Genomic DNA, 26,818 nt, shown 5'->3' with positions numbered 1-26,818 from the left:
CGGGGACGTGCGGCGGCTGGTGGAGCGGACCGGCAGGCTCGCGCGGGACGTGGCGGCCGGCAAGGTCGACGGGGATGATGTCGGCAAGGCGGTCAAGGGTCTGGTGCGCGAGGCCGGCCGGGTGGCGGGTGTGTCCCCGCATGAGGCGAAGCGGGTCGCAGGCGAGATCCGCACGGCGGTCGGTGACCGCAAGTCCGCCACCAAGGACGCGAAGGCGCCGGCGAAGGTGGCCAAGAAGCTGGCCGGGCTGGACGCCGCGCAGCGCAAGCAGCTGTGTGGGGACGGTGACTGCTCGACGCTGAGTGCGGGTGAGGTGTCGACCTCGTCGTCGCGGGAGTTCTCGGATGTGCGGTCGCGCGCGTCCCCGCGCGCCAGCAAGGGCCGTCACGGCGAGGACGACGAGGAGTCCGACGACTCGGCGAAGCAGACCGAGAAGGTGCTCGACGGCCGGATCAAGGTCGACAACAGCGAGCAGAAGCTGGCGAAGACCAAGAAGGACGTCGTCGCGGGCAAGGCGACGAAGGCCGAGTACGACAAGCAGGCCGCCGCGCACGAGAAGCTCCAGCAGCAGTACGACGCGGATCGGGCGCGGCTGTCCGATGATCGCGCGAAGCTGGTCGACGAGGTGGTCGACGGGCACGAGGAGCTCGACGCGAGTGAGAAGAAGGTTGCGGCGGAGGAGAAGCGGGTCGCCGCTGGCACGGTGACCGCGGCCGCGCACAAGAAGAACGTGAAGGCGCTGGAGAAGCAGCGGGACGAGGTCTACGACGCCACCGACGAGTTGATGGACGACACGGATCGACACGTGTCGACGGTGTCGGAGGACGACCTGGATGGTGAGGGTTCCGCGGCCGGCTGCGGGTCGGACGGTGCGTTCACCGCGTGCGGGTCGGCGAGCGAGTCCGCGGATGGGAAGAAGGATTCCGAGCGCCGGGTGTGCTTGTCGGGCATCTCGTCGGGGTGTGGTGCGTCCTCGTCCTCGGGTGGGTCGACGGCCGAGGCGTCGTGTGACGCCACCGGGTGTGGCAGTAGTGCGTCCAGTCGCGGTGCCGACGGTGAGGTGACGAAGGCGTCCGCCCGATGCGACGGTGCCGGGTGTGATCAGTCCAGTCGGGCCGATCGGGAAGGCGCGTCGGCGGAGTGTGAGTCCGGCGGCGGGGGATGTCGTACGGACTCGACCGGACCGGCCCGGGAGGGTGCTCCACCGGGTGGGGCGGATCGACGGGCCGCGGCGCAGGCGGCGTGCACAGGGGTGTGCGGCACCGATTCGCAGGCGGACCGCGCGGGCGCCGAGGCCGGGTGCGACACCGGCGGCGGTGCGTGTGACAGCAGCAGCACCGGGTCGGGCAGCGAGAAGCCGGCAGCGCGGCAGGCTTCCACCGCGATGAACAACGCCGCGATGAACGACGACACGGCCGCCACCGACCAGGCGCGCCGGGCCGGTAGCAGCACCGCGCACTGCGCGGGCGCGGGCGGTTGCGGCACCCGTAGCAAGGTCGACCTGGGTGATGAGGACTCCACGGACGAGGTGGTGGCCGACTCCGCCGTGGATTGCGCCGCGACCTGCACGGGCAAGGCGAGCAGCAGCACCAACGCCGGCCACGGGAGCAGCACCGGCACCGCGAAGGCTGCTGCGGCGGTGAAGGCCACGCAGGGTGGGCCGGAGTCGGCCACCAACGGCAAGGCCGACTGCACGGTTGCCGGTGGTGGTTGTTCGACCCGCAGCCGCTCCGGCGCCGACGGTGCGGACGCCGACAGCGCGGGCCGCAGCGAGGCGACCGTCGAGGTCGACTGCGAGGCCGGTTGCACCGGCACCGGCACGACCGCCACCGCGGGCAGCGGGCGCGGCGTGGCGGCGGGTGCTGAGCGCAAGAGCTCCGGCACCGCGTCGTGTGAGTCGGCGGGTAGTGGTTGCCAGGCCCACGCCAGCACCGAGGTGGACAGCCAGGCCGACAGGCTGGACTCCTGGGCCGACCGGGTGGCCGGGGACGGCGGCATCCGACCCGCGGTGCTGACCGACGGGGACGCCACCGCGTCCAGCTCGGCCGGCGCGAACGTGGACTGCGACGGCGCGGCCTGCAACGGCACGGCGTCCAGCGCCACGACCGGCACCGTCACCGGCACCCCGGCCGCCAAGGGTGGCGCGGTGCCGGTGCGTACCACCAAGGCGTCCTCCACGTGTGTGGCGAAGGCCGGCGGCTGCGGGGTCCAGTCCGACTCGCAGGTGTCCGACCGGGCTGCCGAGCCCTCCTACGACGAGCGGCTGGCCGCGGCGACCACCGGCAAGACCCTGACCACCCGGGAGCTGTCGGCGTCCGGCACGGCCGGCAGCGAGACCGAGTGCGCGGCCGCCACCTGTGTGGCATCCGGGACGAGCACCACCACGGGTGGCGCCTCCGGTGATGTGAAGGGGGCGCGGGACAGCACCGGTACCTCCACCTGCTCCGCGCGCGGCGCCGGCGGGAGCTGCTCCACGGCGGCGGACACGACGGTCGCCGACCGGGACCCGGCCGATGCCGACCCGACCTCGGGCGTGGCGGTGGTGTCCGGTCCGGTGAGCGTGTCGCACGCCGGCGGTTCGGTGCGGTGTTCCGGCGCGGCCACCGCGTGCGGGGGCACCGCCGGCTCGTCGACCAGTGCGCGGGACACCGGGGTGTCCCCGCACGCCCGCGGCACGTCCGCGACGACGGAGTGCACGGTGACCGGTGGTGGCTGCTCGGGCGACACCGCTTCGGCGGCCTCCAGCGCGCCGGACTTCGTGGCGACCGACCCGAACACCGGCAGGCCGCTGCCGGGGCAGTCGCTGTCCGGGCCGTCCTCGACCTCCACGTCGCACGCCGGCCTGGCCTGTGACGCAGGTGCCGCGTGCTCGGGCTCGGTGCGCACCACGACCAGCGCCTGGGACGGCGCGGTCGCGGGTGGGAAGCCGCGCACGTCGGAGGGCACCGCCTCCTGCACGGGCGGTACCGGTGGTTGCCAGGTGCAGTCGGTGTCGACCGCGTCGACCGGGCCGGGCGCGGCCCAGGCGCTGTCCGGGCCGCAGGCCGACGGGACCGCGCAGCAGGTGATGAACACCGCGCGGATGCCCGGTGGTCCTTCGGCGGCCTCGGCCGCGGGCGCGTCCATGGGGTGCGAGGGCCGGCAGGACTGCACCGGCAAGGTCACCAGCGCGGCCAGCGCGACCGACCCGTCGGTGTCGGCCCGGCCGCGCGGCTCGCGGTCCGAGGGTTCGTGTGGGGGTGTGTCGGGCGGGGTGTGCCAGGCGGTCACCAACTCCGGCGCCTCCTCCGAGCCGAACGCGAACATCATCCGCCCGCTGGTGCAGGCCCGATCGACCGCGAACGCCACGGTCTCCTCGGAGACCACCGGGGACCAGGCGCCGGCGCAGGACCAGCAGCCGAAGCAGCAGGGTTCGGACCAGCCGGCGACGGTGCCGGCTCCGGTGGCGCCGGGTTCGTCCGCGAACTCCGGTGGGCCGACGGTGCCGGGCGCGTCGAGCTGGTCGATGGCCTCGGCCACGATGGACTGCGCCGGCGGCACGCCGTGCACCGGCACTGCGCGTAGCTCGGCGACCGGTGAGGACGGACCGCGCACGCAGAACGGTGCGGGCGGGGCGCGTGGTCCTCCGGGGACCGGCACCTCCACCACCTCCGGCAGCTGCACCAGCTCGCAGAGCGGCTGCCACGTCCAGACCGACTCCACCTCGGCAACCGGCCAGGTTGTGGCCGACATCGTCGAGGAAGACCGCACGACCGCCGCCCAGCAGGCGCAGGAGCAGGCCACCCGGACCGCTGCGACCGCACGGGAAGCGGCGCGGATCGCCACCCGGCCGGGTGCGACCGCACAACAGAAGAAGGACGCCGCCGACGCGGCCGCAACTGCAACCACGGCCGCCGAGGGCGCGCGCGACGCCGCAGCACTGGCCGCGAGGCCGGTGACCGACGCGCCCGCGACGCTCGCGCGGTCGAGCGCATCCGGGATGTGCGACGGCATCGCCTGCGCCGCCGCCACCACAGCAGGATCCAGTGGCACCGCCGGCCACAGCGAGACCGTGGCACACTGCGCCGACGCCGCGACCGGGTGTGCGGTGGGCAGCAGCGCCGAGGCATCCACCGCTCGCGAGACCGGTGTCACGGCGGGCGATGGGAAGAAGGCCCACCGGATCCCCGGCACGTCCGGTAACGCCACCGCCTCCTCCCAGATCGTCTGCCCCGAGATCGGGTGCACCGGCGCGGTGACCGGAAGCGCGGAGTCCGCCGCCGGGCGCAGCCACAGCACCGCCACCGGCTCGAGCGTCTGCGACGGCGCCACCGCGTGCGCGGCCCGGATCAGCGCGAACGCGTCCGCCGTCCGCGCCGCGCAGGGTGCCGAGCCCGACGAGCGCTTCAACACCACCTCCGCAGGCGTGAACGTCGCCTGCGACAACGGCACGGCGACCGGCTGTGCTGCGCGCGCAGCGAGCGCAACCACGGCCGCGGGTGCATACGATGCGCACGCGAGCTCCCGCGCCACCTGTGCCAGCGCGGGTGCGTGCGCGGCGCAGACCAGCGGATCCGCCGCGCGCGACTGGGCCGAGACGCTCGCGCGGTGCGCAGGCACCGGCTGCGCCACCCACACCGACGGCGCGGCGCGGCACGCGACCACGGGCAGGGACTCCGCCGAGGTCAACGCGGCGTCCGCCCACACTGACTGCACGGCGGGGACGAACGGGAGCTGCGCGGGCTCCAACCGGGTCGGGGCCACCGAGGACGGGGCCCAGGCGGCGGTCTCCTGCGAGGGCAGCACCGGTGCGGTGTGCCGGCAGAGGCTCTCCGTGGTCAGCGCGGCCACCAGCCACAGCCCCGGCAATCATGTGACCGCCGAGTCCCGCTGCGGCTCGCACGGCGGATCGGGCAGCCAGTGGTGCGCCACCAGCGCCGCCGCCGAGTCCAGCGACAAGGGCGCGATGGGCCAGGCGGCCTGCCAGGGCAGCGCGGGCGCCGACTGCCGGCACGAGGTGATCGCCGACAGCAACGCGGCCAGCAGCACCGGTGCCAGCCACGCGGCCGCGGGCTCGCACTGCAACGCCACCGGTGGTGGCGGCGGTGGCTGGTGCGCCACCACCGCGACCGCGCAGACCACCGGCAACAGCGCGGTCGCGGGCGCGGGCTGCACCGGCAGCAAGGGCGTGGACTGCGCTCGCAGCTACCGCGCCAGCAGCGCGTCCGCGGCGGGCGGTGGCGGCGCGGCTGCCGCCGCGCGCGCGGCCGGGTCGGGCTCGGGCACCACTGGAACCGGGTACGTCGCGACCTTCGCCGACACGCAGGCGTCGGGCGGCAGCGCTCAGGCAATGGCGGGTTGCCAGGGCAGCGCGGGCACGCATTGCAGTCACTCCTACAGCGCGCACGCGGCCGCGTCGGCGGCCTATGGCGGTAACTCCGCGAGCGCCTACGCCAGCGGTTCCGGTGGCGGCGGTAAGGGTTCGGGTGGGGTGGCGGTGTCGGCGCAGGCCTCGGCCGGGCCGGACTTCGCCAGCGCATCCGCGTCGTGCATGGGCGCGCCCAACTGCGTGCACTCCTACCGCGCCTCGGCTTCTGCGTCGGCGTCCTACGGCGGCAACTGGGCCAGCGCCTACGGCTACGGCTCGGGTGGCGGTGGCCAGGGCGGCGGTGGCGTGTCGGTCACCGCGCAGGCCTCGGCCGGGCCGGGCTACGCCAATGCGAGCGCATCCTGCTCCGGCGCGGCGAACTGCCACTGGGGCTACGCCGGGCACGCCGCGTCCTCCGCTTCCTACGACGACGGTGTGCACCGCAGCTCGGCGAACGCCTCGGCGTCCGGGTCGGGCGGTGGCAGCGGCCCCGGCGGTGGCGGGGTGTCGGTCTACGCGATCGCCAAGGCGGGCAAGGGCTGGGCGCAGTCCATGGCGGGCTGCTCCGGCGCGGCCAACTGCACCGCCAGCTACTCCAGCCACGCCTTCGCGGAGAAGACGGTGGGTGGGCAGCACGCCAAGGCCCAGTCCGACTGCGTGGGTGGGGGCGCCGGCGGGTCCTGCGGATCGGTCGCCGCGGTGGAGGTCGACAAGCTGCACGCGATCGCGCAGGCGGCGTGTTCGGGCACCGGGAAGTGTTCTTCGCATTACGAGACGCAGTCGGCGAACACGCTCACCGCGGGCGGGATGAAGGGTGACGCGGGCGGCAACTGCTCCGGCGACCGGGCCTCCGGCGGTGCCTGCGCGACCGGTTCGAAGATCGTCTACAACGCGAAGACCGGGAAGATGGAGGCGCAGTCCTACTGCGCCACCGACGGCGGTACCTGCCACAACAAGTACGCCAACATCACCATCGACGGCGCCTCGCCGGACAAGACGATGACCGGCGACGGTGGGGTGCACTGCTCCGGTCCGGGTGCGGGGTCGTGCTCGATCGCCGGCGTGCTGCTGTACGAGGCCGCGCCGAAGGACAAGGACGGCAAGGTGCTGCCGCCCACGCTGGTCGTCGGCACCGGCTGCGCGGCCGAGGGCGCGACCTGTAGCCAGTGGACCGACGCCGAGGGCAAGTGGGCGTGGGAGAAGGGCAAGCTCACCGGCGACGCGAGCTCGAAGTGCGCGGGTGGTGCCGGTTGGTGTTCCTCGGTCGTGTCGGGCGGGTACGACCCGAAGACCGGGAAGATCGATGCCTTCGCCGACTGCGCGAGCAGCGGCAACAACGGGTTGTGCTCGAAGTCCGCGGCGCACATCAACGGCGAGATCACGGTGCCGGCGCAGTTCAAGCCGGGTGGCCCGACGAACGGGACGATCACCGGCAAGGGCTACTCGAACTGCGACCGGGTGTCGGGGCCCTGCGGGGTCAGCGGGGTGTTCGCGCCGATCGCGGCGCAGCAGAAGTTCGAGAAGAACGCCGACGGCAGCTTCAAGCTCGACCAGAACGGGAACAAGATCCCGGTCTACAAGAAGGACGACAAGGGCAACATCATCCCCGGCGAGGACGGGAAGCCCCAGCTCGACTACGACCCGTCCGCGGTGAACGTCCAGACCGGCTGCTACCCGGCAGGCCCCGGCTGCGACCAGAAGGCCACCATCACCGGCAACGTCGATGTGCGCACCGACCACAGCAAGCACGTCGGCACGCTCGACGTCGAGTGCTCGGGCGGCGCGGGCACCTGCAACCTCATCGGCCAGCTGGGCTTCGACCCGGACGGCGGCGAGGTCAGGGCCTTCAGCAACTGCGAGTCCGAGGGCGCCGTCTGCCACAGGTCCGAGACCCACACCGACGCCTGGGTGGAGGCACCGGACGGGAAGATCTACGGGAGCGGCAAGTCCGACTGCGTCGCGCAGAGCGGGCCCTGCGCCTCGGTGTCGATCGCCAAGTACGTGGAGGCGCACTGGCCCAAGGAGGAGCCCTGCCCCGACGTCTGCGCGCGGGCGATACCGCAGAAGATCCCCGAGCACGTGATCGTCGGCTCCGGGTGTGCGACCGACACCGGGAAGTGCAGCTACAGCTTCAGCGCGGGCGGCAAGCGGGAGTACACGGGCGACGACCTGTCCGCCCAGGCCCGCGCCGGCTGCGGGGAGAGCCACGCCACCGCGGGCGGCGGCGGGTGCACCGTGGCCGCCTACATCGACACGGACAAGGCGAAGGACGGCCAGCTCGGGTTGACCGCCTTCTGCGAGGGCAGCACGAGCTGCTCCTACTACGCCAGCGGCAAGGGCAGCGCCGAGTCGGACAAGAACAACGCCAAGGCCAACAAGTTCTGCGGAACCGCTGCGGCGGGTTCCTGCCAGATGACCGTGGGCGCGATCACCGCGGGTGGTGACGACGAGAAGCAGGGCCAGGCGATCGCGATCGGGTACTGCACCGACAGCAACGGCACCTGCGGCGGCACGATCAGCACCCGCGCCGACTCCAACCGCGACACCCTCGCCGACTGCAGCACGGGCGCCAGCGGGATGTGCTTCAGCATCACCGACCCGAAGTACGCCCACGCAGGCGGCGACCTGGCCGATGACAAGGGCGACGGCACGTACACCGGCGATCCGCTGCACCTGCACACCAAGGCACCCGGCGGCGAGGAGAACAAGAACTGCACGATCGCGTCCTGCGGCGACGGCAACTACGTCGAAGCGCTGGGCGGGAAGTACATCGCCATCGACCTCGAGACCAAGAAGTCGTTCGGCGGGTTCATGAAGAACCTGGTCCGCGACGGTGGTTCGGTCATCGTGCACGCGGTGCCGGGCCTGCTCTCGGCCATCGGGACCGAGGCCTGGAACTGGGTCACCGCCAAGAGCTGGGACGGCTTCGACGGCTACGTCGAGGCACATCCCCTCACCGGTGGCATCGCCAAGGGCTTCAAGAACTCCTACGACCGCTGGGTCGGGAGCAACGGCGACCTGGGCAAGGCCGGCGACGACTACTACTTCGCCCCGGTGTCGACGTTGCTGGAGGACGTCGGCACGGTGACGATCGTCCTCCTCGGAGCCGGCGCGGTCATCAAGGCCATCTCGCTTGGCGCCAAGGGCGCGAGCGCCGCGGCGGCGGGGATGGCCGCCGAGACCGGGGTGCGCGGCCTGATGACGTCGGCGGGCCGCGGGCTGGGCCGCGCCGTACCGGCGCTGGACGCCGTGAGCGGCCCGCTGCTGCGGTCGGGCAACTGGTGGGGCACCAACGTCGCGATGGCGCCGCTGCGGCTGAACTTCGCGGCAGGTCGCTTCGCCGCAGGGGTGGCGGCGAAGGGTGTACTCGCCCCGGCCGCCAAGCTGGCCGACCACGTCTCGGTGGGCCTGCTCAGCCGTGGCGGAGGCCTCCTCGGGAAGGGGATTCCCGCCGGGAGCGTCGTCTTCCGGGCGGGCGAGACGTTCGGGCGCATGGGGAACGGGCTGCGCGTGGGCGCCTACGGCGGGCGGGTGGTCAGCCGGAGCGGTCTGCTCGGGAAGTACACCGTCCGGGGTGGCATCTTCGGCAGCGCGGTGCAGAAGTCGGAGTTCACGCCCGGCCTGGTGCCCACGGCATGGGCCTACCGGGTACTCGGCATGCGGTTCGGCACCGCCGTGCACCCGGATGCGATCAAGCAGGCCGCCGGGAGGGCGTCGGTCGCGGGGTGGGGCCGCGACATCCCCGACTTCGTCACGGGCAAGCAGTCCGTGCTGGGCATGATGTACGGCCACGAGGTGGCGAACCGGCTCCGGCAGGGCGTCGTCAAACTGTCGCAGCGCCTCGTCATGCGGGACCAGCTCGTCCACGGCGGCGAGTACGCGGCGGCACCGCTGGACCGGGTGCTGACCAGGCCGATCACCGTGAACGACGGCAACCTCAGCCCGGTCCAGCACGCGATCATCCAGCGGGCCATCGCCGAGGTCGACGGCGCCACCACCGGTGTGCGGATGACCCCGCAGGAGCTCGCGGACCTGTCCGGGGTGTCGTTGCGGGAGATCGAGGCGGCAGGCTGCAACGGCATGTGCGCGCTCGACGGCCTCAACAAGCGGGTCGTCGGCCTCGGTGGCCCCGATGACCTGGTCTTCTACGCCCAGCGCGGCACCATCTACGTCGACAGCCGCATCCTGGCGGCGCTGCGCGAGGGCCGGCTGACCCCGGACGCCTTCGCCACGGTCGTGCGGCGTCAGCTCGCCGAGATGAAGCCCGGCACCCGCGGGCTGAACAACCCGCATGCCCTGCCGTCCGGCGTGCTCAACCTGCTCGAGGACATCAGCGCGGCCAACCGGGGCGCGGCCCGTAGCGGCACCGGCTCGGCTGCCTCCACCGGTGCGCGCACGGGCGAGCATCCGTCCGCGACCGGGAGGCCGGCCGGTTCCGATCCGGACGCGCCACCACCGGGTCCCGAGCAGCCACCCCGCGATCCGACCCAGCCCGGACCGTCCGGCACGCTGCCCACCGGTGAGCGCCTGGGCGGAGCCCGGACCAAGAGCAGCGGCGGCGGGCCCGACCCGCTGCCGGGTGAGCCGGGCCAGGGCGACGGCCTGGCCCCGAAGACCGAAGAACCCGTGCCGGGGTCCACGGATGGCGTGGGGCATCCGGGCGAGATCAACCCGTTCGAGACGGACCTGCCCCCGCCGGCACCGGAAGGGTCTGCCACTCCCAAGGGCACCAGCGAGACCAACCCCGCCCAGACGGCTCCGGCTGCCGGTGGCGAGGGACGCCCTGCTCCGAAGCAGGGCACGCCGGAACAGAAGAACACGACGAGCCACAGCAGCACCGAGACCGAGGAGGTTCCGCAAGGAGCAGGCACCGAAGGGCACTCCACGGACCACGCCCCCGCCGTCGGCGAGACCGAAGGCACGGGCGCGCCGGTTGAAGGCACCCAGAAGGGGGCCGGTCAGCCGGGAACCACGCAGCACGCGCCGCCGGAAGGTGAGCCCGCTGGGACCGCGAAGGCCAAGGCCGAGCTGAAGGCCAGGGCCGACGAGGTCGTGTCCATCTGGAAGAAGGAGTACTGGCAGCAGCCCGCGTCGTACCTGCGCGAGAAGTTCCAGAACCTTCTCGACGAGGTCCGGTCCGGCAGGAAGACGATCGAAGAGGTCACGCCCGAGTGCACGGCGATCGCGTGCGAGATCTCGCGGCAGAACGGGAAGGCACCACGCCATGACCAGGTAGAAGGCGCACTGGCGCTCATCGACGGCGACGTCATCGAGATGCTGACCGGCGAGGGCAAGTCCCTCACGGCCTCGCTGGCCCTCACCGTCAGGGCGCTGGACCCCAAGGGCTCGCAGTGGCTGACGCTCAACACCAAGCTCGTCGTCGACGCGGTCCGCGAGGTGCGGCCGATCGCATCGAAGCTCGGGCTGAGCGTCGACATGCTGACGCCGGAGATGGGCCTGCTCGCCAAGCGGCGGGCGTACCGGGCCGACATCCTCGTCGGAACCGCGTCGGAGTTCGTGTTCGATGCGCTCCGCAGCCGCAACCGGCCGGGTGAGCCGATCCACCAGAACCGTGGTGGGTTCCGGATCATCGACGAGGTCGACCTGGTCCTGCTCGACGAGGCCCTGACCCCGCACGTGCTCGCCGCGCCCGGGGCGAACCGGAAGATCCCGCTGAAGGATCTGGCGTGGGCGGCGAAGGTCGCCGAGAAGCTGGGGCCGCCGAAGGACGGGATGCCGGGCCACTACCGCTTCGTGGGCAACAGCATCCGGCTCACCGCGGAGGGGATCGAGTTCATCAAGTCCCTGTCCGAGCTGGGCAAGGACCTGACCAAGCGGAGGAACGCGCCGCTCGTACGGCGGGTGGAGAACGCCCTCACACATGGCAAGACCGTCATGAAGGACCGGCACTACATCGTCGCGCCGGGACCGGATGGCGGTGTCGTCACGATCGTCGACAAGCACGGAGAGCCGCTGCCCGGCAGGCGCTGGAGCAACGGGCTGCAGGAGGCCATCGAGTACGCCGAGGGCGTCGAGGTCCGCCGACCCACCCGCTCGGTCGACTCGATGACCGTCGTCGACTTCCTCGGCGACACCCCGTGGGCGGGCATGACCGGAACCGCGGGCGGCGCCGAGGGTGCGGCCATGTTCGGTCTGCACTACGGCAAGGACGTCGTGTTCATCACCCGCGATGGCCGGGTGGAGCGGGTGGAGCACACGCGCAACTACCTCACTGCCACCGACAAGTGGCGGGGCGTGCTCGCCGACATCGTCGAGAAGAACGCCGCCGGACGGCCGGTGTTCGTGAAGGTCGGGTCGGTCCTCGAAGCCGAGTTGCTCTCGGGCATGCTCCGCAAGGCCAAGATCGACCACGAGCTGATCACCGCGAAGACCCCGCACGCGACGGAGGACCGGATCGTCGCCGACGCGGGCCGGCGGGGCCGGGTCACGGTGGCCAGCAAGGGTGGCCGAGGCATGGACATCCGCCTGGGCGGCGACGTCGAGTACATCGCCCGCCGCATCGTGCATCGCGAGAACCTGGGCCTCCGCGACAGCGACCCCCGCTACCAAGCTCTGCTCAGCGAGGCGCGAGGCCTGGCCAAGGACATCGTCAAGGCCGAACACGACCTCCTGAACGACGCCGGCGGGCTGCACGCGGTGCTCACCGAGGCCACCGAGTTCCGCATCGAGATGCAGGCCAGGGGTCGCGCGGGACGCGGGAACGACAACGGCTCCGCGACGCTGCACCGCTCACTGCACGATCCGCTCCTGCAGCCCGTCGGCAAGGGCGAGTTCACCGCACACCCGACCGAGGCCGTGGAGACCACCGGCATCGATGTGGGCTCGGTGGAGATGGACGCGCTGTTCGCGACCGCCACCCGCCAGGCCGAGCTGGCCGCCATGATGGAGCGCGGCGCGAACGCACCCGCGAAGACCGGGGCGGTCAGCGGCGAGCAGACGACCGGGGCCACGACCGAGAAGCAGCTGCCGACGGTGCTGCGCGGCGAGCTCGACGAGGGGCTCACCACCCGGGCGACCAACCCGGCAGGCATCGACCTGCCGCTGCTCGCGCTGGCCCGGCGCGGGCAGGAGATCCCGGGCCTGGACGAGAACCCGGAACAGAACAAGAAGAAGAACGAGCGCCTGCGGGAGCTCGCCGTGCAGCCCGGCCTCGAACACACCGCGTCGGCCGCGGCCACCGAGGTGGCCGAGCTGATCCCGCAGCGGTCCTTCCAGCCCTACCAGTACACCGCCGAGGACCTCGCGGCGGTCAAGGCGCGGCTGGAGGCGCTGAACGCGGGGATCGCCGCCGTGGCCCGGGAGCAGGAGCTGCGCGCGGCACTGGGCATGGGCGAGGCCGAGTACGCCGCCACGCTGGCGGTGGCCGAGTTGCTGCTGATCGAGGGGCCGCAGAGCGGCGAGCTGAAGAAGGAGCCGGAGGAGCGGCTGCGCCTGGGCTCGGTGCGCCCCCGCGAGCTGCAGGCGTTCCTCGACTACGCGAGCGGCCAGTCCCGGGAACGCATCGCCGAACGGCTCGACGTCCCCGTCGACGGCCCGGCCGGGATCGACTGGTTCCTGCGTACGGTGATCGACAAGCTCGTCCGCGAGATCCGCAACAACCAGCTGCTGGGGAGGCAGGAGTCCGCCGGCCGCGGCGTGCTGACCGAGACCCGGGCCCGCGCGCAGGCGCTCGCCGAGCAGGACGCGGGCCCCGGACGGTGGCAGCGGGTGCGCGACGCGCTGCGCGGGATCGAGGACGGGCTGCACCCGCTGGAGCGGCGCACACTGTGGGACTGGGACGACCGGATCGAGGAGTTCCTCGGGCGACTGCCCGCCGAGCACGCCGACGCCGTGTACGAGGCGCTGCTGGAGCGCGGGATCACCTCCGTGTCCCAGCTCGCCGCCCTGCCGCCCGCCGAGTTCGATCGCCTCGGCCTGCCCCACAAGGCGCGGCGGGCGCTGCGGAAGGCCCTGGACGACACCCAGGTGCCGAGGCGCCGCGACACCGTCGACGCGCACGTGGCCGCCGAACTGGCCGGCCGCGCCGAGTGGACCCACGAGGAGCTCTTCACCGCGCTGCGGATCGCGGCCGGGGTGCCCGCCGAGACGGACCTGCCCGCGACGTTCGCCCGGATCCGGGAGCTGCGGCAGATCCTCGGGATCGACCACCTCGACATGCTGGCCGGCCTGCTGCTGCAGCGGTTGGAGACCGGCCGGATCACGCGGGCGGAGCTGGCAGCCCTGCCAGTGGCCACCCTCGACCTGCTCGTCCGGGCGCGGGCGGGCCAGATCACCGAGGACGAACTGGCCACGCTGATCCCGCACGCCGCAGGCGCGCTGCGGCAACGGTCGCCCGTGGTCGGGGTGGGGCAGCGGGTCTCGCTGCTGCTGCTCGACGCGCACATCCGCGCCCGCGCCGGCGAGCCGCCCTTCAACGCACCGCCCGCCGAGCCGGGCACCTCGCCGAGCACACCGGGCCGGTTCCCGGTGCGCGCGGGTGTCGGCCTGGCTTCGGCCGGTGGCACGGTCGGCGGGGTGGCTGCCGTCCTCGGCGGGGCCGCCGTCCCGGCGATCGGAGCCTTCGTCGTGGCGGGCGTCGCGGTGGGCGCCCTCGTGGTGGCCGCGGTCCACCTGATCCGCAACCGCGGCCCGCCGCCTGTCCTGAACCTTCTTGCACCGGTCCGCGCCGCAGCCGCGTTCGTCGGCCGGATGTACGGCGGGATGCGCAGCGGGGCCGACGCGGTACGCGATCGCGCCGAGGCGATCCGGACCGGGGCCGCGGCAGCGCGGGAGCGCCGCGCCGCGGTACGTGACCTGCGGACGGCGGTGGCCGGACTGGACGGCCCGGTCGAGGCCGCCCAGCAGGCCCTGACCCAGGACCGGCGAGCGCTCCCAGCCGCGGACGACGCGCTGGAGCGGTTGCAGCGCGGCGGCGTGCACTGGCTCTACAGCGGTTCCGATTCGGAGCTGCCCGACCCGCGGGCGGCCACCGACCGGGCGACCGAGGTGGCTCAGCGGCTGGGCATCGACCCGGCCGAGGTCCGGTTCTACGCGGGCGACACCGATGCACCGGACGCCGGACTCGGTGCACCGGCTGGAACGTTCGCGGAGCGGCTCGACACGCTGGCTGCCGCCGTCACGGCAGCGGAGACCACGCTGAACGACGCGGTCGGTGCGGTCGGGGTCCGGCGCGGCGCGATCGTCGACCGGAATGCAGAGCGGCAGACGGCGCTGGAGAACGCCGTCCGGGCTGCTGCAGCGGCCGGTGTGCCGGTCGAGCGGATCGCCCGGACCACCGGCCTGTCGGCCGCCGAGGTCCAGGCGATCATCGGCCCTGGTGGCGGCCCTGGCGGCCCTGGTGGACCGACGGGCCCGTCGGCGACCGGTGGCAACCCGGTGCTCGGCGGCGGTGGTGGGCAGCAGACCGCCCACGGCCCGCAACAGCAGCCGACCCCGCCCCCCACATCCGGTGGCACCACCCACATGACCACCGGTGACCCGCACCCGGTTGCGCCGCAGCCGCGGGCGCGCGGGCCCCCGTGGTGGAAGCGGCTGCTCGCCGACCCGCGCCCGGTGTTCGGCATCGTCCTCGCCGTCGGCGCGGTCGTGGCCGTGCTCGCGATCCGGCACGGGATGACCGACGGTGGTGCGCTTGCCGCCGCGGCGATGATGTGGCCGCGCCGCCGCAAGGCGGGCAAGGATCTGCGCGAGCGGGTCGTCGAGCTCCGCACGCCCGTCGCCGAGGCGGAGACCGCCGAGCGGCTCGTGCGCGAGGCGATCGCGCGGCACCGGGCCGACCTGGCCGCACGGCTGGGCTGGGTGCCCGAGCTGGCCGACCGGCTGCGTACCCCGGGTGGGCGCACCGAGGACGAGATCGTCGACGCGCTCGCTGCCGCGCTCGAGCTGCCCCACGCGCGGGTGCTGGCCCGGGTGGCCGACCCGGCGCTGGCCGGTCGGGCCACCCTGCCGCAGGACCTTGCCGACCCGAACCTGCCGGAAGCCGAGCTGCTCGACCGGGCCCGCACCGCGGTCGCCGGCCGGTCCGCCGCGCTCGGCAGTGCCCTGGGGCCGCTGGCCACGAGGACCCAGCACCTGGAGAACGCCCGCGCCACGTACGAGACCGAGGTCCGCACCGCCGCGGAGGAGGCTCGCACGGCCGGAGCCCGCGTCGGCGCCGTGCGCCGCGCGACCGGCCTGCCCCGGGCGGAGATCAAGGCGATGCCGGCGCCGAAGCTCCGCGATCGGGCCCGGGCCGCCGGGCAGGCCGTCCAGACCTGGGCGAGCGACCGCTGGACCACGCTGCGCACGGGCTGGACCGACTTCTGGAAGTGGGTCGGCGAACGCCTGGTCGCCCTGCGGGACGGAACGGTCCGCCGCTGGCGGGGCGAGTGGGCGCTGCTGCGCCAGGTCACCGGGGTCGCCGTGGCGCGGATGCGCCGCGGCCAGGCCGACCGGGTGCTGAACCACGAGCGGCGCCGCGCCGCACGGGCGATCGGGCACCAGGAGCTGGACTGGATCGGGTGGGTGCTGGCCCGCAACGCTGCGATGCCGCGGGCCGCGCAACGGAGCCGCGAGCGGCTCGTCCAGGAGCTCGCGACCGCGCTGAACCTGCCGTGGCGGGCGGTGCGCCGGACGGTGAAGCGGGTGGGCCGGGCCGACCTCAGCCTGCTCGCGCCCCCGCCGGGGGTGGCTCCCGACCTCGAGGTCGATCTGACCGTTGCCGCGGTCGCGGACCTGTTCAACGGGCTCCATCCGGCATTCGCCGCCGCACACGGCGTCCGCGAGACGATGCAGGCCGGGCTGGAGGCAGCCGCCAGGGACGCGGTGACGATCGCGAGGGCGGCCGGTGTGTCGCAGGGCCGGGCGCAGAGCGCGATCGGCCGGGCCGAGCGCGGGCGCGGTCCACTCGGGTTCGGGCTGCGCGTCCTGTCGGCCACGCGCGTGACGAAGCTGTTGGCCGAACGGAACCGGCCGGGGTGGGCCCGGTTCGGCGGGTTGGCGATCGGCGGCGGCGTGGGGCTGTGGCTGGGTGCCCAGCTCGGGATCGTCGCGGCCGCGGCGGTGACCGGCCCGGTCGGGCTGGCGTTGCTCGGGGCCGGTGTGATCGCCGCGGTGCGGGCCGTGTGGACCCCGCGCCAGACCCGGGGGCCGCCGTCGAAGATCTGGCTGCAGGGGTGGAAGGAACAGGGCAGGCGGATCGGCTTCTCGGCGCTCGGCGGGTTCGCGGCGGGCCTGGGTGGATGGCAGCTGCTGAACCTGGCCTGGTCGGTGTTCAACGCGAAGTTCCTCACCCAGCCGGGCCTCTACGCGGTGAAGGCGCTGCTCGGGCCGTTGGTGTCGGCCGGGCTGGCCTTCCGGTACGTGCTGCGCCGCCAGTACGCCAACCGGGCCTCCGGCATCGAGGTCGGTTCACCGCGTCGGATGGCCTTGTTCTCGGCCACCGCGGTGTTGCTGTTCTCCGGTGGGATCGCGGTGGCGCGGGCCTTCCAGCTGATCGCGAACCCGGTGTTCCTCGTCCTGGTGGCGGTGGGCTTCGGTGTCGTCAACGCTGCGGCACAGGCCAAGGACACCTTCCTCACCCGCGCGATCAAGGCGGTGATCGGTGGTGGCCTGGGTGGGCTGATCTTCGTGGTGATCCAGTCCCTCGGGGTGGCGCCGTTCCCGGCGCAGTTGACCGAGTTCGTCCAGACCTTCGCCATCGCAACGATGATCTACGCCCTGCCGACGATCATCGCCGAGTACGCGAACGTCTGGGTGGGCAAGCGCCTCGTGCCGTTCGCGGAACGCCGGGCCAAGAAGATCAAGGCGACCGCACGCAGCGGCGACGTGTCGGGGCTCGGCCCGTGGCAGCGGTTCTGGTGGCGGATCTGGCTGGACGCGAAGAACTTCTCGCCGGTCGACGAGCGGGTGACGATGCTGAAGGCGGCGGACCCGATCCTCGCCGGGCTCGCGTCGGTGATCATCAACCTCTCCTGGGTGAGCAAGTCGTGGATCACCGCGAACGACTCCCTCACCGCTATCGTGGTGCGCTTCGTCCTGGTGGCGGGCGTCGTGTGGGTGCTCAACAAGCTCGTCCGGGACCCGCTCGAGTTCCGGTGGAAGTACCTCGGTTACCGCAGCTCCCGGAAGCTGCGGTTGCCGCCGCGGCCGCCCTACTGGGGTGGCGACCCGTTGCTGCAACGGGCCGGCGCCTACCAGAAGCAGCTCGGCATCGTGCTGGGCGAGCTCGGGTTCTCCGGCCGCGACCTCGACTCCGCGCTGGTACCGGACCTGGCGCAGGGGCTGTGGAAGCGGATGTCCGCGCCGATCCACGAGCCGCTTCCCGAGTGGGCGGCGGTGCCCGACAGCACCGTCGCCGGGAGCGAGATCAACAGGGTGATGCGGGCCGAGCACGAGGAGGCGAAGAAGCGCCGGGATGACCATGTCGCGACGGTCCAGCTCGTGGTGCCGTTGCTGGCAGCCGATCCTGCCGCGCTCACCGCGGCGGCAGCGCAGCTGCGCAGGAGCAGCGACCCCGAGGCCGAGGCGGCCGCGAAGGCCATCGACTTCCAGCGCGAGCTGGCGGAGAAGCTCTGGGAGCTGGCCCGGTCCGACCTGAACACCCGCACCGACCGCACCGACCGGCCGGAGGCCGGCCACCGGGTCTGGGCGAAGCTGCTGGCCGACGCCCTGAAGCGGCGCAACGCCCTGCGGAAGGACCTGCTGGACGGGCGGCGCAAGGAACTCCTGCTGTTGATCAAGTCCTACTACCTGGACACCGGTCAGAAGGATCATCCCGATCTGGCATGGGCGCAGGCTGAGCTGCGGGAGTTGGAGTTCCGGCTGGCCGGCATCACCAGGCCGCCGCACGACCCGCTGGAGATGGTGGTTCAGCTCGCCGACCAACGGCGACGCAGCGTCGAGGGCAACGCCGATCAGGAGGAGGCGGCGCGCGCTGTGAAGACGCCCGGCGCGAGCACGGCCCGGGCCGTGGAGATGCAGGCCCTGGCCGCGGTGATGGGGCTGCTGGAGGAAGCGGCGCTGCTGTCGATCGAGGCCCGCCTCTCCGGCGAGGCGCGCGAGCGCGCCCAGAACGAGTGGCGTACCGCGATCGACGGGGCGGTCAGCGCCGTGCCGGGCGACCCGAAGCTGGACTCCGTGCTGGCGAAGCTGCTGGTGGTCGTCGGCCTGCCGGGCCCGGTGACCGCGGCGGAGCTGGAACGGGTGTACGGCGGTACGGGTTGGGAGCAGGCGCTGGCTGGGCTCGCCGAGGCGGGGGCCCTCGCCGGCAACCCGGCCGGCGGCTACCGGGCGGACAAGGATCTGGTCGCGCTCTGGCGTGGCGTGGCGCCGAACCTGCGCTACGCCGTCCGGGCGGGTCCGGCCGGGCTGCCCGGTGCCGCCGAGCTCGCTCCGCTACTCGGCGACACCATGCCGGCGGGCGGCACCACCCAGGAGGAGAAGGACGCGGTCGCTGGGCTGCACGACCTGTTGCGCAACGGTGATCTGGCGTTCCGGTACTGGCGCGACGGCTGGCGCGACGATTGGTCCATCGCGGTCCGGAGCGTGAAGCGGCTGATCTACGCGATCGGCCATCCGCCGGGACGACGGGCCTGGCCGCTGGCCGGGCGCAACGCGCTGGTCCGGTTCGGCACCGCGGTCGGGGGCCTCGCGGTCCAGCGGTGGCGGCACGCCGTGCTGCCCGGCCGGCACCGGCGCCACCTCAGGGCGTTGTTGCGGGAGACCGATCGGGCCACCGGGCTCTACCACGGGGCGCTGCGGACCGGCTGGTTCCGGTTCGACCAGCAGCACGCCCTCCCCGACCCGGACGGCCTGCCCGAGGATGCGGTCGCGCTGCAGAACGCGGTGCGCGTCCTGCAGGCCGAGCAGCACGGGAAGCTGGCCGAGGCCCGTCGGCAGGCCGAGACCGAGCTGGACGTGGTGGGGTCCTACCCGCATCAGGTCGACCGCGCGCTGTCGGCCGCGCGCCGGGCCCGCACGAGCGCCCCCGGTTCCGACCCGCTGCCTCCGGCCGCGGTGTTCTGGCTGAAGGAGATCACCGGCGAGCTGAACCGGATCCGGAAGCTGCTGGACGAGCTGCCCAAGGGCAGCGCGGAACGCCGCGCCGCACTCGACGAGGCCCGCCTGATGCTGATCCGCCACGACCTCAACCGGGACTACGCGTGGCAGTCCAAGCTCTTCCGCACCGTGGGTGGCTGGTCGGCGATGGAGAAGGCGCGCAAGGCCGCCCGGCACCTGCGCTCCACCCACGAGGACATCTTCAAGGCGCAGAGCCCCCGGAAGCGGCCCGTTGCCGGGCCCGTGATCCCGCGACCGGACTGGGCCGCCCACCCCTTCGGCGAGGACCACCTCATCCCGGGTGCCGTTACCCACCGGGGCCGGGGCAACCGCCGCAACCAGGACGCGGCCAGCGTCATCACGCTGCCGGACCGCGGCCGGGTCGCCGTCGTGGTCGACGGTGTCTTCAGCTACCCCGGCTCCGACCCGGCCGCCTGGGTGTTCACCAACGCCTTCTACGACGAGGTCGTGCGGGTCGCCGGCCGCGCTCCCAGGACGGTCCTGGAGGACGCGCACAAGGCGGGTGTCGCCGCGCTGGTCGCGGCCTACCGGCCCGAGACCGGACACCAGGCCGTGGCGTACGTGGCCGCCTACGTCGCCACCAACGGCACGATCACGACCAGCCACGTCGGCACCGCGCGCGCCTACTGGCTCCCGGCCGCCGGTCCCGCCGACAGGGGCGCGCTCTGGACCGTCGACCACAGCCGCGGTGGGTTGATCACCAAGGGCGGCACCATGACCCGCTACGCCGCGGGCGACTACCACCCGGAGCCGACGTTCGGCGAGCGCACCCCGGGCGAGGAGGGCACGCTCGTCCTGGCCACCGACGGCCTGTGGCGCTACCTGACCGAGCCGAAGGATCTCGCCGAGGCGATCGGCCCCTCCTCCACCCATCCGGAGAAGGTCGCGACCGACCTGGTCGACGCGGCCGCCGCGAAGGGCGGTGTCGACGACACCACCGCTGCCGTCCTGCAGATCGCGGGTCCGGCCACCCCGGTTGCCGGCGGCGGCCCGGTGGCGCTGCGGCCGTTGTCGGAGACCGAGCGGCTGAACGTACTCGGTGCGGTGCGCGGCCGGGCGGGCCGGATGACGCCGTTGGACGCGCTGCCGCACCGGATGCCGCGGGGCCCGCCCGGTGTCCGCGTGCTGGTCCTGGACGGTGACCTCCCGGTCTCCGGTGTGATCGCGTTCGGCTGGGCGGAAGCCGGTGTCGTGGTGATCACCCGGTCGATGCTGGACGAGATCGCCGCGCACCTGGCAGCCGGACGACTCACCGCGGACTGGTGGTACCAGCTGCTCGAACACGAGCGGGACTTCCACCTGCCCGGTGGCGCGCACTTCCCCGAGCACACCGGCCCTCGTCACGACGCGCACGCGAGTCCTTTTGCCGCCGCGCTGAGCCGCGCTCGCCACGAGAGGGACCACGGCCCGGCCGGGATCCGCAAGCCGCATGGCAGCGAGTTGGAGGGGTGGTGGAAGGGCGGGCTGCTGACCGGCGACGAGCTGGACCCGGGTCAGCGGGCCAGGCTCGCCGACGAGCTGGAACGGCGGCTGCGCGTGACGAAGGTGCCCGCGTCGGCGACCGAGCAGGCCGCGGAGCTGCGCGCCATGGTGGAGGCCGCCATCCGGATCCTGCGAGGCGAGCCGCTGGACGCGCGGTGGGCCGGGGCGAAACCGGCGCGGCTGCACTGGTTGGCCGATGCGGAGTCCGCGCTGATGACCGATCTGGTGCTGAACCTGACTGCGGATGCCGGGTTCGCCGAGGAGAACGGCGTGATGAACGTCTTCGCCTCGAACGAGGTCGGTCTGCTGTACGGGCTCGTCGCGGGCGTGCTCGCCCCGGCGCTGGACTTCACGACCGGGCAGGCGCACGTGCTCGCGGTGCTGGCCGAGCGGCTGGTGGACGGCCCGGACCATCCGGGTGAGTCGTGGAAGCGGCGGCCCGGGTGGCTCACCGCGCGCGCGGTGCTGGAGCTGCGTCGCCTGGCGCAGTCCAACCCTTCCGGCCGGATGCTGCTGGTGTGGGACCACGCGCGGGTGCGTGCCGAGATCGCAGGCCGCTTCACCGGTCGGTGGCGGGATCTGGTGCTCGCCTATGCCGAGGAGTTCCACGACGCGGCCATCGAGCACGGACGGGTGCCCCATCCGGCCGCCGATGAGCTGCGCGAGGAGTACCGGACCGCGCTGGTCGGCCTGCGGAAGCTCGTGGCCGGGATGACGGATCTGACCAAGGCCCAGCGGAAGAAGCTGACCGCTGCGTTGCGGGAGGCGGAGAAGGGAACGGCGCCGCTGTGGGAGATCGAGGTCGAGCTGCGGTACCTGCGGGCCCGCACGGAGCACGCCGGGGTGTGGCCGACCTGGACCGAACTGATGTACGTCGCGGTGCGCGACGTCGTATGGGGCCGGTTCACCGAGCCGGCCGACCTGGTGGTGTTGCAGGAGCGGGCGGTCAGGGCCCTCATCGACACCGTGTCGGACGACCTGCGCTCGTTGCTGGTCCCGGCGAGCCGCTACGGCGGGGTGGGCCGGCTGGTGCTGGTGGAGGTACCCCGCCACCAGCTGCCCGCCGCGACGGCACTACCGACCAAGGCGACGGAGCCGGACACCGCGGCCCCGGTGCCGCCGGCCGGGGGCGTCGGCTGGGTCGGGTTCCGTCCGAAACGCGCGCTGCACTTCGACGCCGCCCGCGTCGCCGCTGGTTCCGCGTTCGCGACCGACGGGACCGTCAACCTGCCCGATGCCGTCGAACTGGACCGGCCGACGCGGGAGGAGTGGGCCGACCAGTTGGAGCCGGACGGCAAGCTCGGCATGTGGGTCGTGACGACGCCGCACGGGTTCGCCGAGCAGCGCAAGGTGCTCCGCCGGTACGTCGCCGACACGCAGGCACTCCTGCGCGGGCAGCCGCTCGACCGGAAGGGCCCCGTCCCGCCGGTGCGGGTGTACCTGCTGGCGGAACCGGTCGTCGACCCGATGGGCCGGGAGGTCACGGCGCTCGCTCGCTCCGAGGGTGACGAGCTCGCTGTCCACGCCACGGACGCCTGGGGCGTCCTGCACGTGCTCACCCAGGTGTTGTACGCCGAGTGGGACGGGTTCACCGGAGAACAGGGCTGGATCCTCGGTGAGCTCGTCGGCCGGGTGGCCGGGCGCCAGTCGATCTCGTACGCGGAGCAGCAGCAGCCCCGGCACTGGGTGCCGGGCCGCATGCTCACCGAGATCAGCGAGTCCGGTTGGGACGACGCATGGCGGCTCATCGCCGATCACCGGGACGAGCGGGATCGGCTGGTCGCGTTGTTCGCCACCCGGCCGGTCTGGCAGCGGTTCATCGCCCTCTACCTCGACCAGCGCTACCTGGCCATGCTGGGCCGAGTTCCCCAGCCGACCGTCACCGCGGACACGATCAAGCCGCTGCTCGGTCGCGCCATGAAGGACCTCGACACCGTCATCGACGGGATGCGGCTGTCCCGACGCGACGCCCGGCAAGTGCGCCGCGACGTGCAGCGGACCCTTGAAGGCCAATGGGGCAACCGGGGACTCACCCCCAAGAACGTGCACACCACGTATGCCGTGAGCCGGCTGGTGGGGCCGCTCGCGGTGGAGTGGTACCTGGCCGGGGGGCCGCTGCCGGTACCCGCAGCAACCGCGAACGACGAGCTGATCAAGCTCGCCACCATCCTCCTCCACTGGGCCTCGGCCACCGGCCCGGTGCCGGGACGGCACGACGAGGACCACGGGTATCGCGGGCCGATCGACGCCGGCGACCCGGTCCGGGGCGCGGTGGCCGCCGCCTTCGCCGAGCTGGTGCCCGTGGAACTGCGCGAACGGCTCGGCCTGGACACCCGTCAGCTACACGAGGTCCGGGAGTTCCTGGGCGACCAGCCCTATCGGCTCAGTGAGCAGGCCGTCGGCCTGGGTCGCTCCGCGGAGGAGGGGCACGGCGGCGGGGCGGTGGCGCTGACGCCGCCGACGCCGCAGCAGCTTCGTGCGGTACTGCGCCAGTTGCCCTTCCGCCGGGACGAGATGGTCTCGTTGGACCGGCTGGGCCTGCCGATGCTGCGGGCCCCGCCGGGCATCACGGTGCTGGTCCTGAACGGGGAACTGCCCGTGCCCGGGCTGGAGCCGATCGCGTTCGGGTGGGCGGACGAGAACGCGATCGTCATCACCCGGGCGATGCTGGACGAGATCGCCGAGCACGTCGCGGCGGGTCGCCTCGACCCCGGCTGGTGGCACGGCCTGCTCGCCCACGAGCGGGACTTCCACCTGCCGGGCGGCGCGATGTTCCCCAACCACATCGGCGAGGACCACGACGCCCACGCTGAGCTGTTCGCCGCTGCCCTGCGCGCCGCCCGGGCCGAGCGAGACACGCCGCGACCCGGTTCGGGCGCGGCCACTCCGCGCGGGCCACCCGCCGGGTACCGGCTCCGGGAGGACTGGGGCAACACCTTCAACGCCCGCCGCGCACCGTACTTCACCGCGCGTGCAGGCGCGAACGAGGTCCACGTCGAGCCGAAGACCCGCAAGGGTCGCTACCGCCGGGTCGACTCCTACCTCCCCGGCAAGGAGATCGTCTCCCGCAAGCACACCCAACTCGCCGACGTGAAGCTCGCGACGGCGCTGGGCTACCTGCACGAGTTCGTCGCGCACTACAACCAGGGCACCCGGATCGCCGACACCGGCTCGAACCGACGTGACCTCGGCGACAGGCAGATCGGTGAACGGCTGCGCGGCGAGCTGATCCTCGAGGTCCCCTTCCAGCTCGCGGCCGTGCCGCACGCGGTGGTGGCGGAGGCGGACGCGCTGGGGATCGTGGTCCGCGACGAGCTGGGCCACGTGCACGAGCTCGACCGGCTTGCGGTGCGGCGGCCACGTGCTCCGCCGTCGGGTCTCCCGGTGCGGCCGCTGCGCGCGGACGGGCTCACCTACGCAGGGCCGCTGGCACCCACGCAGACCACAATGTCGGGCCGGACCAAGGTCATGAAGTTCCGCGCAGGCGACCGCACACTCGTGATCAAGCACCCGGACACCGAGGAACGATTGGTCGCCTCGCTCGCCACCGCCGCCGTGTACCGGGTGGCGGGCATCCCGAGCCCCCGCACATGGGCGGCGGTCGCGGTGGAGGACATCAAGGGCGGGGGCCGCACGCTGATCCGGGCGGGCGAGGTCGTCGAGGTCGCCGAGTTCATCACGGGTATCCCGCCCGACCTCATGGCCCTGGAAAGCGGGTCCCTGCGCGACCAGTTGGCCGTCCGGTACGGGATCGGGGCCCTGCTCGGCGACTGGGGCGGGTTCACGTGGATCAACCTGCGGCAGGTCCACGACAACGACACCACCATCGACACCCTGGTACACGTCGACTTCGACGAGGGACTGCGCGCCACGCCGTTCGGTGTCGACCCGTTCGCCTGGATGATCCACCGCCACCCCGAGGTCTTCGGCAGGCTCACCGAACAGGACGTTCTCGCCCAGCTCCACGACCTGATCGACCGTGGTGGCGTCCTGCGGGCGGTCCTGCCCAACGAGGACCTGCGTGCGCTCGTTGACGAGCGGCTGGCGCGCATCGCCCGGATCATCGACGAGGGCAGGCTGCCCGATGCCATGGCCGCTGAACTGGCCGCGGCACAAGAGATGGTCACCGACGGCGGCGACATCAGGTGGCACCGGCGGGCGCTGGCCGTCGGCGAGATCGCGGAGCACGTCGCCGAGGGCGAACGCCGCCCGGTCACCAAGCGGGAACTCCGCCGCCTGATCGACGACGGCGCCCGGGTCTGGCTGCACGAGCGCCGGTCCGGCGGCTGGCTGGTGACGGTGGCGGACGACCCGGCGCCGGCCGACGACGATGAACCCGGACCCGGATCGCCCGCCGACCACACCGGCGAGGCCGCCGCCGAGCCGGGCGGGGGCGGCGTTGCCATCGGCGGGCTGCCGGACGAGACCCGGCATGCGGTGGAGGAGCGCCTGCCCGGCGCACTCCGCGCCGGTTCCCGCCCGCTCTCCGGGGAGGAGTTCCCGAACCTGGCTCGCGGCCCACCGGAGGGCGTCGCCCGGGTGCGGATCATCGACACCGACCTGGGCGACGGCGGGGTGCTGATCGCGTTCGGGTGGCGGCATCCGGACTTCGCGCCCGACGGCGTCATCGCGGTGCCGGCCCGGGTGGCGCGCGTGGCGGAGCGGCTCGTCGCCGCCGATCCGGGGTTCGCCGCGTGGTGGCACCGGCTGCTGATGCACGAGGTGGACTTCCACATCAATCGCGGCGAGCACACCGGCACGCGCCACGACACCCACGCCGCCGCGCTGGCCGACGACTTCCAGGCCGCGGCGGCGGCGCGCCGGTCGACGCCGGTGCGCACCGCGCTCGCCGTGGGCCGAGACGTGCTGCGGCGGCGGTTCGGCGGCGTTCCCGCGCACTCCGACGCCGTGCTGCGACAGGCGGTGGCCGATCGGGTGGTCGAGTCGAGGTTCTTCACCATCAGTCCCGTCTTCTACGGCGTGGGGCCGCGTTACCTGGGCCTGGAGCTGGAGGTCAACGCTCCGGCGGAGGCGCACGCGGAGATCGCGATCCACGCCGACCGGCGGCTGGGCGGGCTGGCCCATCTCATGCGCGACGGCTCGATCCCGATCCACGAGGGATTCGAGATGGTCACGCACCCGATGTCGTACGACTGGGCGATGCGGTACTTCCCCTGGGAACTGCTCGACGAGCTGAAGCGGCTCGGGGTCACCGGGGACGGCTTGGGCCTGCACGTGCACGTCAGCCGCGCCGGGTTCGGCTCGCCGGAGCACATCGCGCGGTGGATGACGTTCATCCACCGCAACGCCGGCTATGTGACGGCGCTGGCTCGCCGCAGCTCGGTCAAGTACGCCGGATTCACCGACTCGGACCGCCGGGCCATCCCGGCCTACGCGCAGGGGTCGCGCGATGGCAAGAAGATGCGTGCCATCAACGTCCGGCACGAGGGCACCTTCGAGCTGCGGATGTTCGCCAGCACCCTGGAACGGGACGAGGTGCAGGCGGCGCTGGGCTTCGCGACCGCCTCCATCGAGTACACCCGCACGCTGTCGGTGCCCGACGGTATCGCGGACGGGGAGGACTGGCCCGCGTTCACGACGTGGCTGCGCGACCGTCCCGAGTTCGCGCCGCTCCAGCGCGAGGTGGGGCGGCGCACCGCGCAGGGCCCGGCGGAGGTGGAGCGGCCGGTCTACGACGGGAGCTGGCTGGGCGAGCGGCCCTGGGCGGGACTGCTGCGTGACCGCGGGCTGTTGCCGCCGGGGGACGATGCGGACCGGCGCAACGCGGCCCGTGGTCCGCCACCCGACGAACCGCGGACCGAGCTACCAGGCAACAGCGACGTCCCGGATACCGGTGCGCGCAAGCCTCCGGGTCCGCACCGGCCCGAGGGCGCCGTCGGGCCGGCCTGA

General features: G+C 73.3%; 1 protein-coding gene (running past one end of the window). It reads left to right on the top strand.

Annotated features, from left to right (window positions below):
* Positions 1 to 26,818 carry the 3' portion of a preprotein translocase subunit SecA gene (locus tag ACU436_RS22935; protein ID WP_459028497.1) on the top strand. 1,526 nt of this gene lie to the left of the window's left edge, so only the last 26,818 of its 28,344 coding nucleotides appear in the window; its start codon lies off the left edge, out of view; the stop codon is at positions 26,816 to 26,818.

The sequence above is a fragment of the Pseudonocardia wallangbongensis genome (assembly GCF_054486945.1).
The sequence above is the reverse complement of the archived record's forward strand: the minus strand, read 5'-3'. Positions and strand labels throughout refer to the sequence as shown.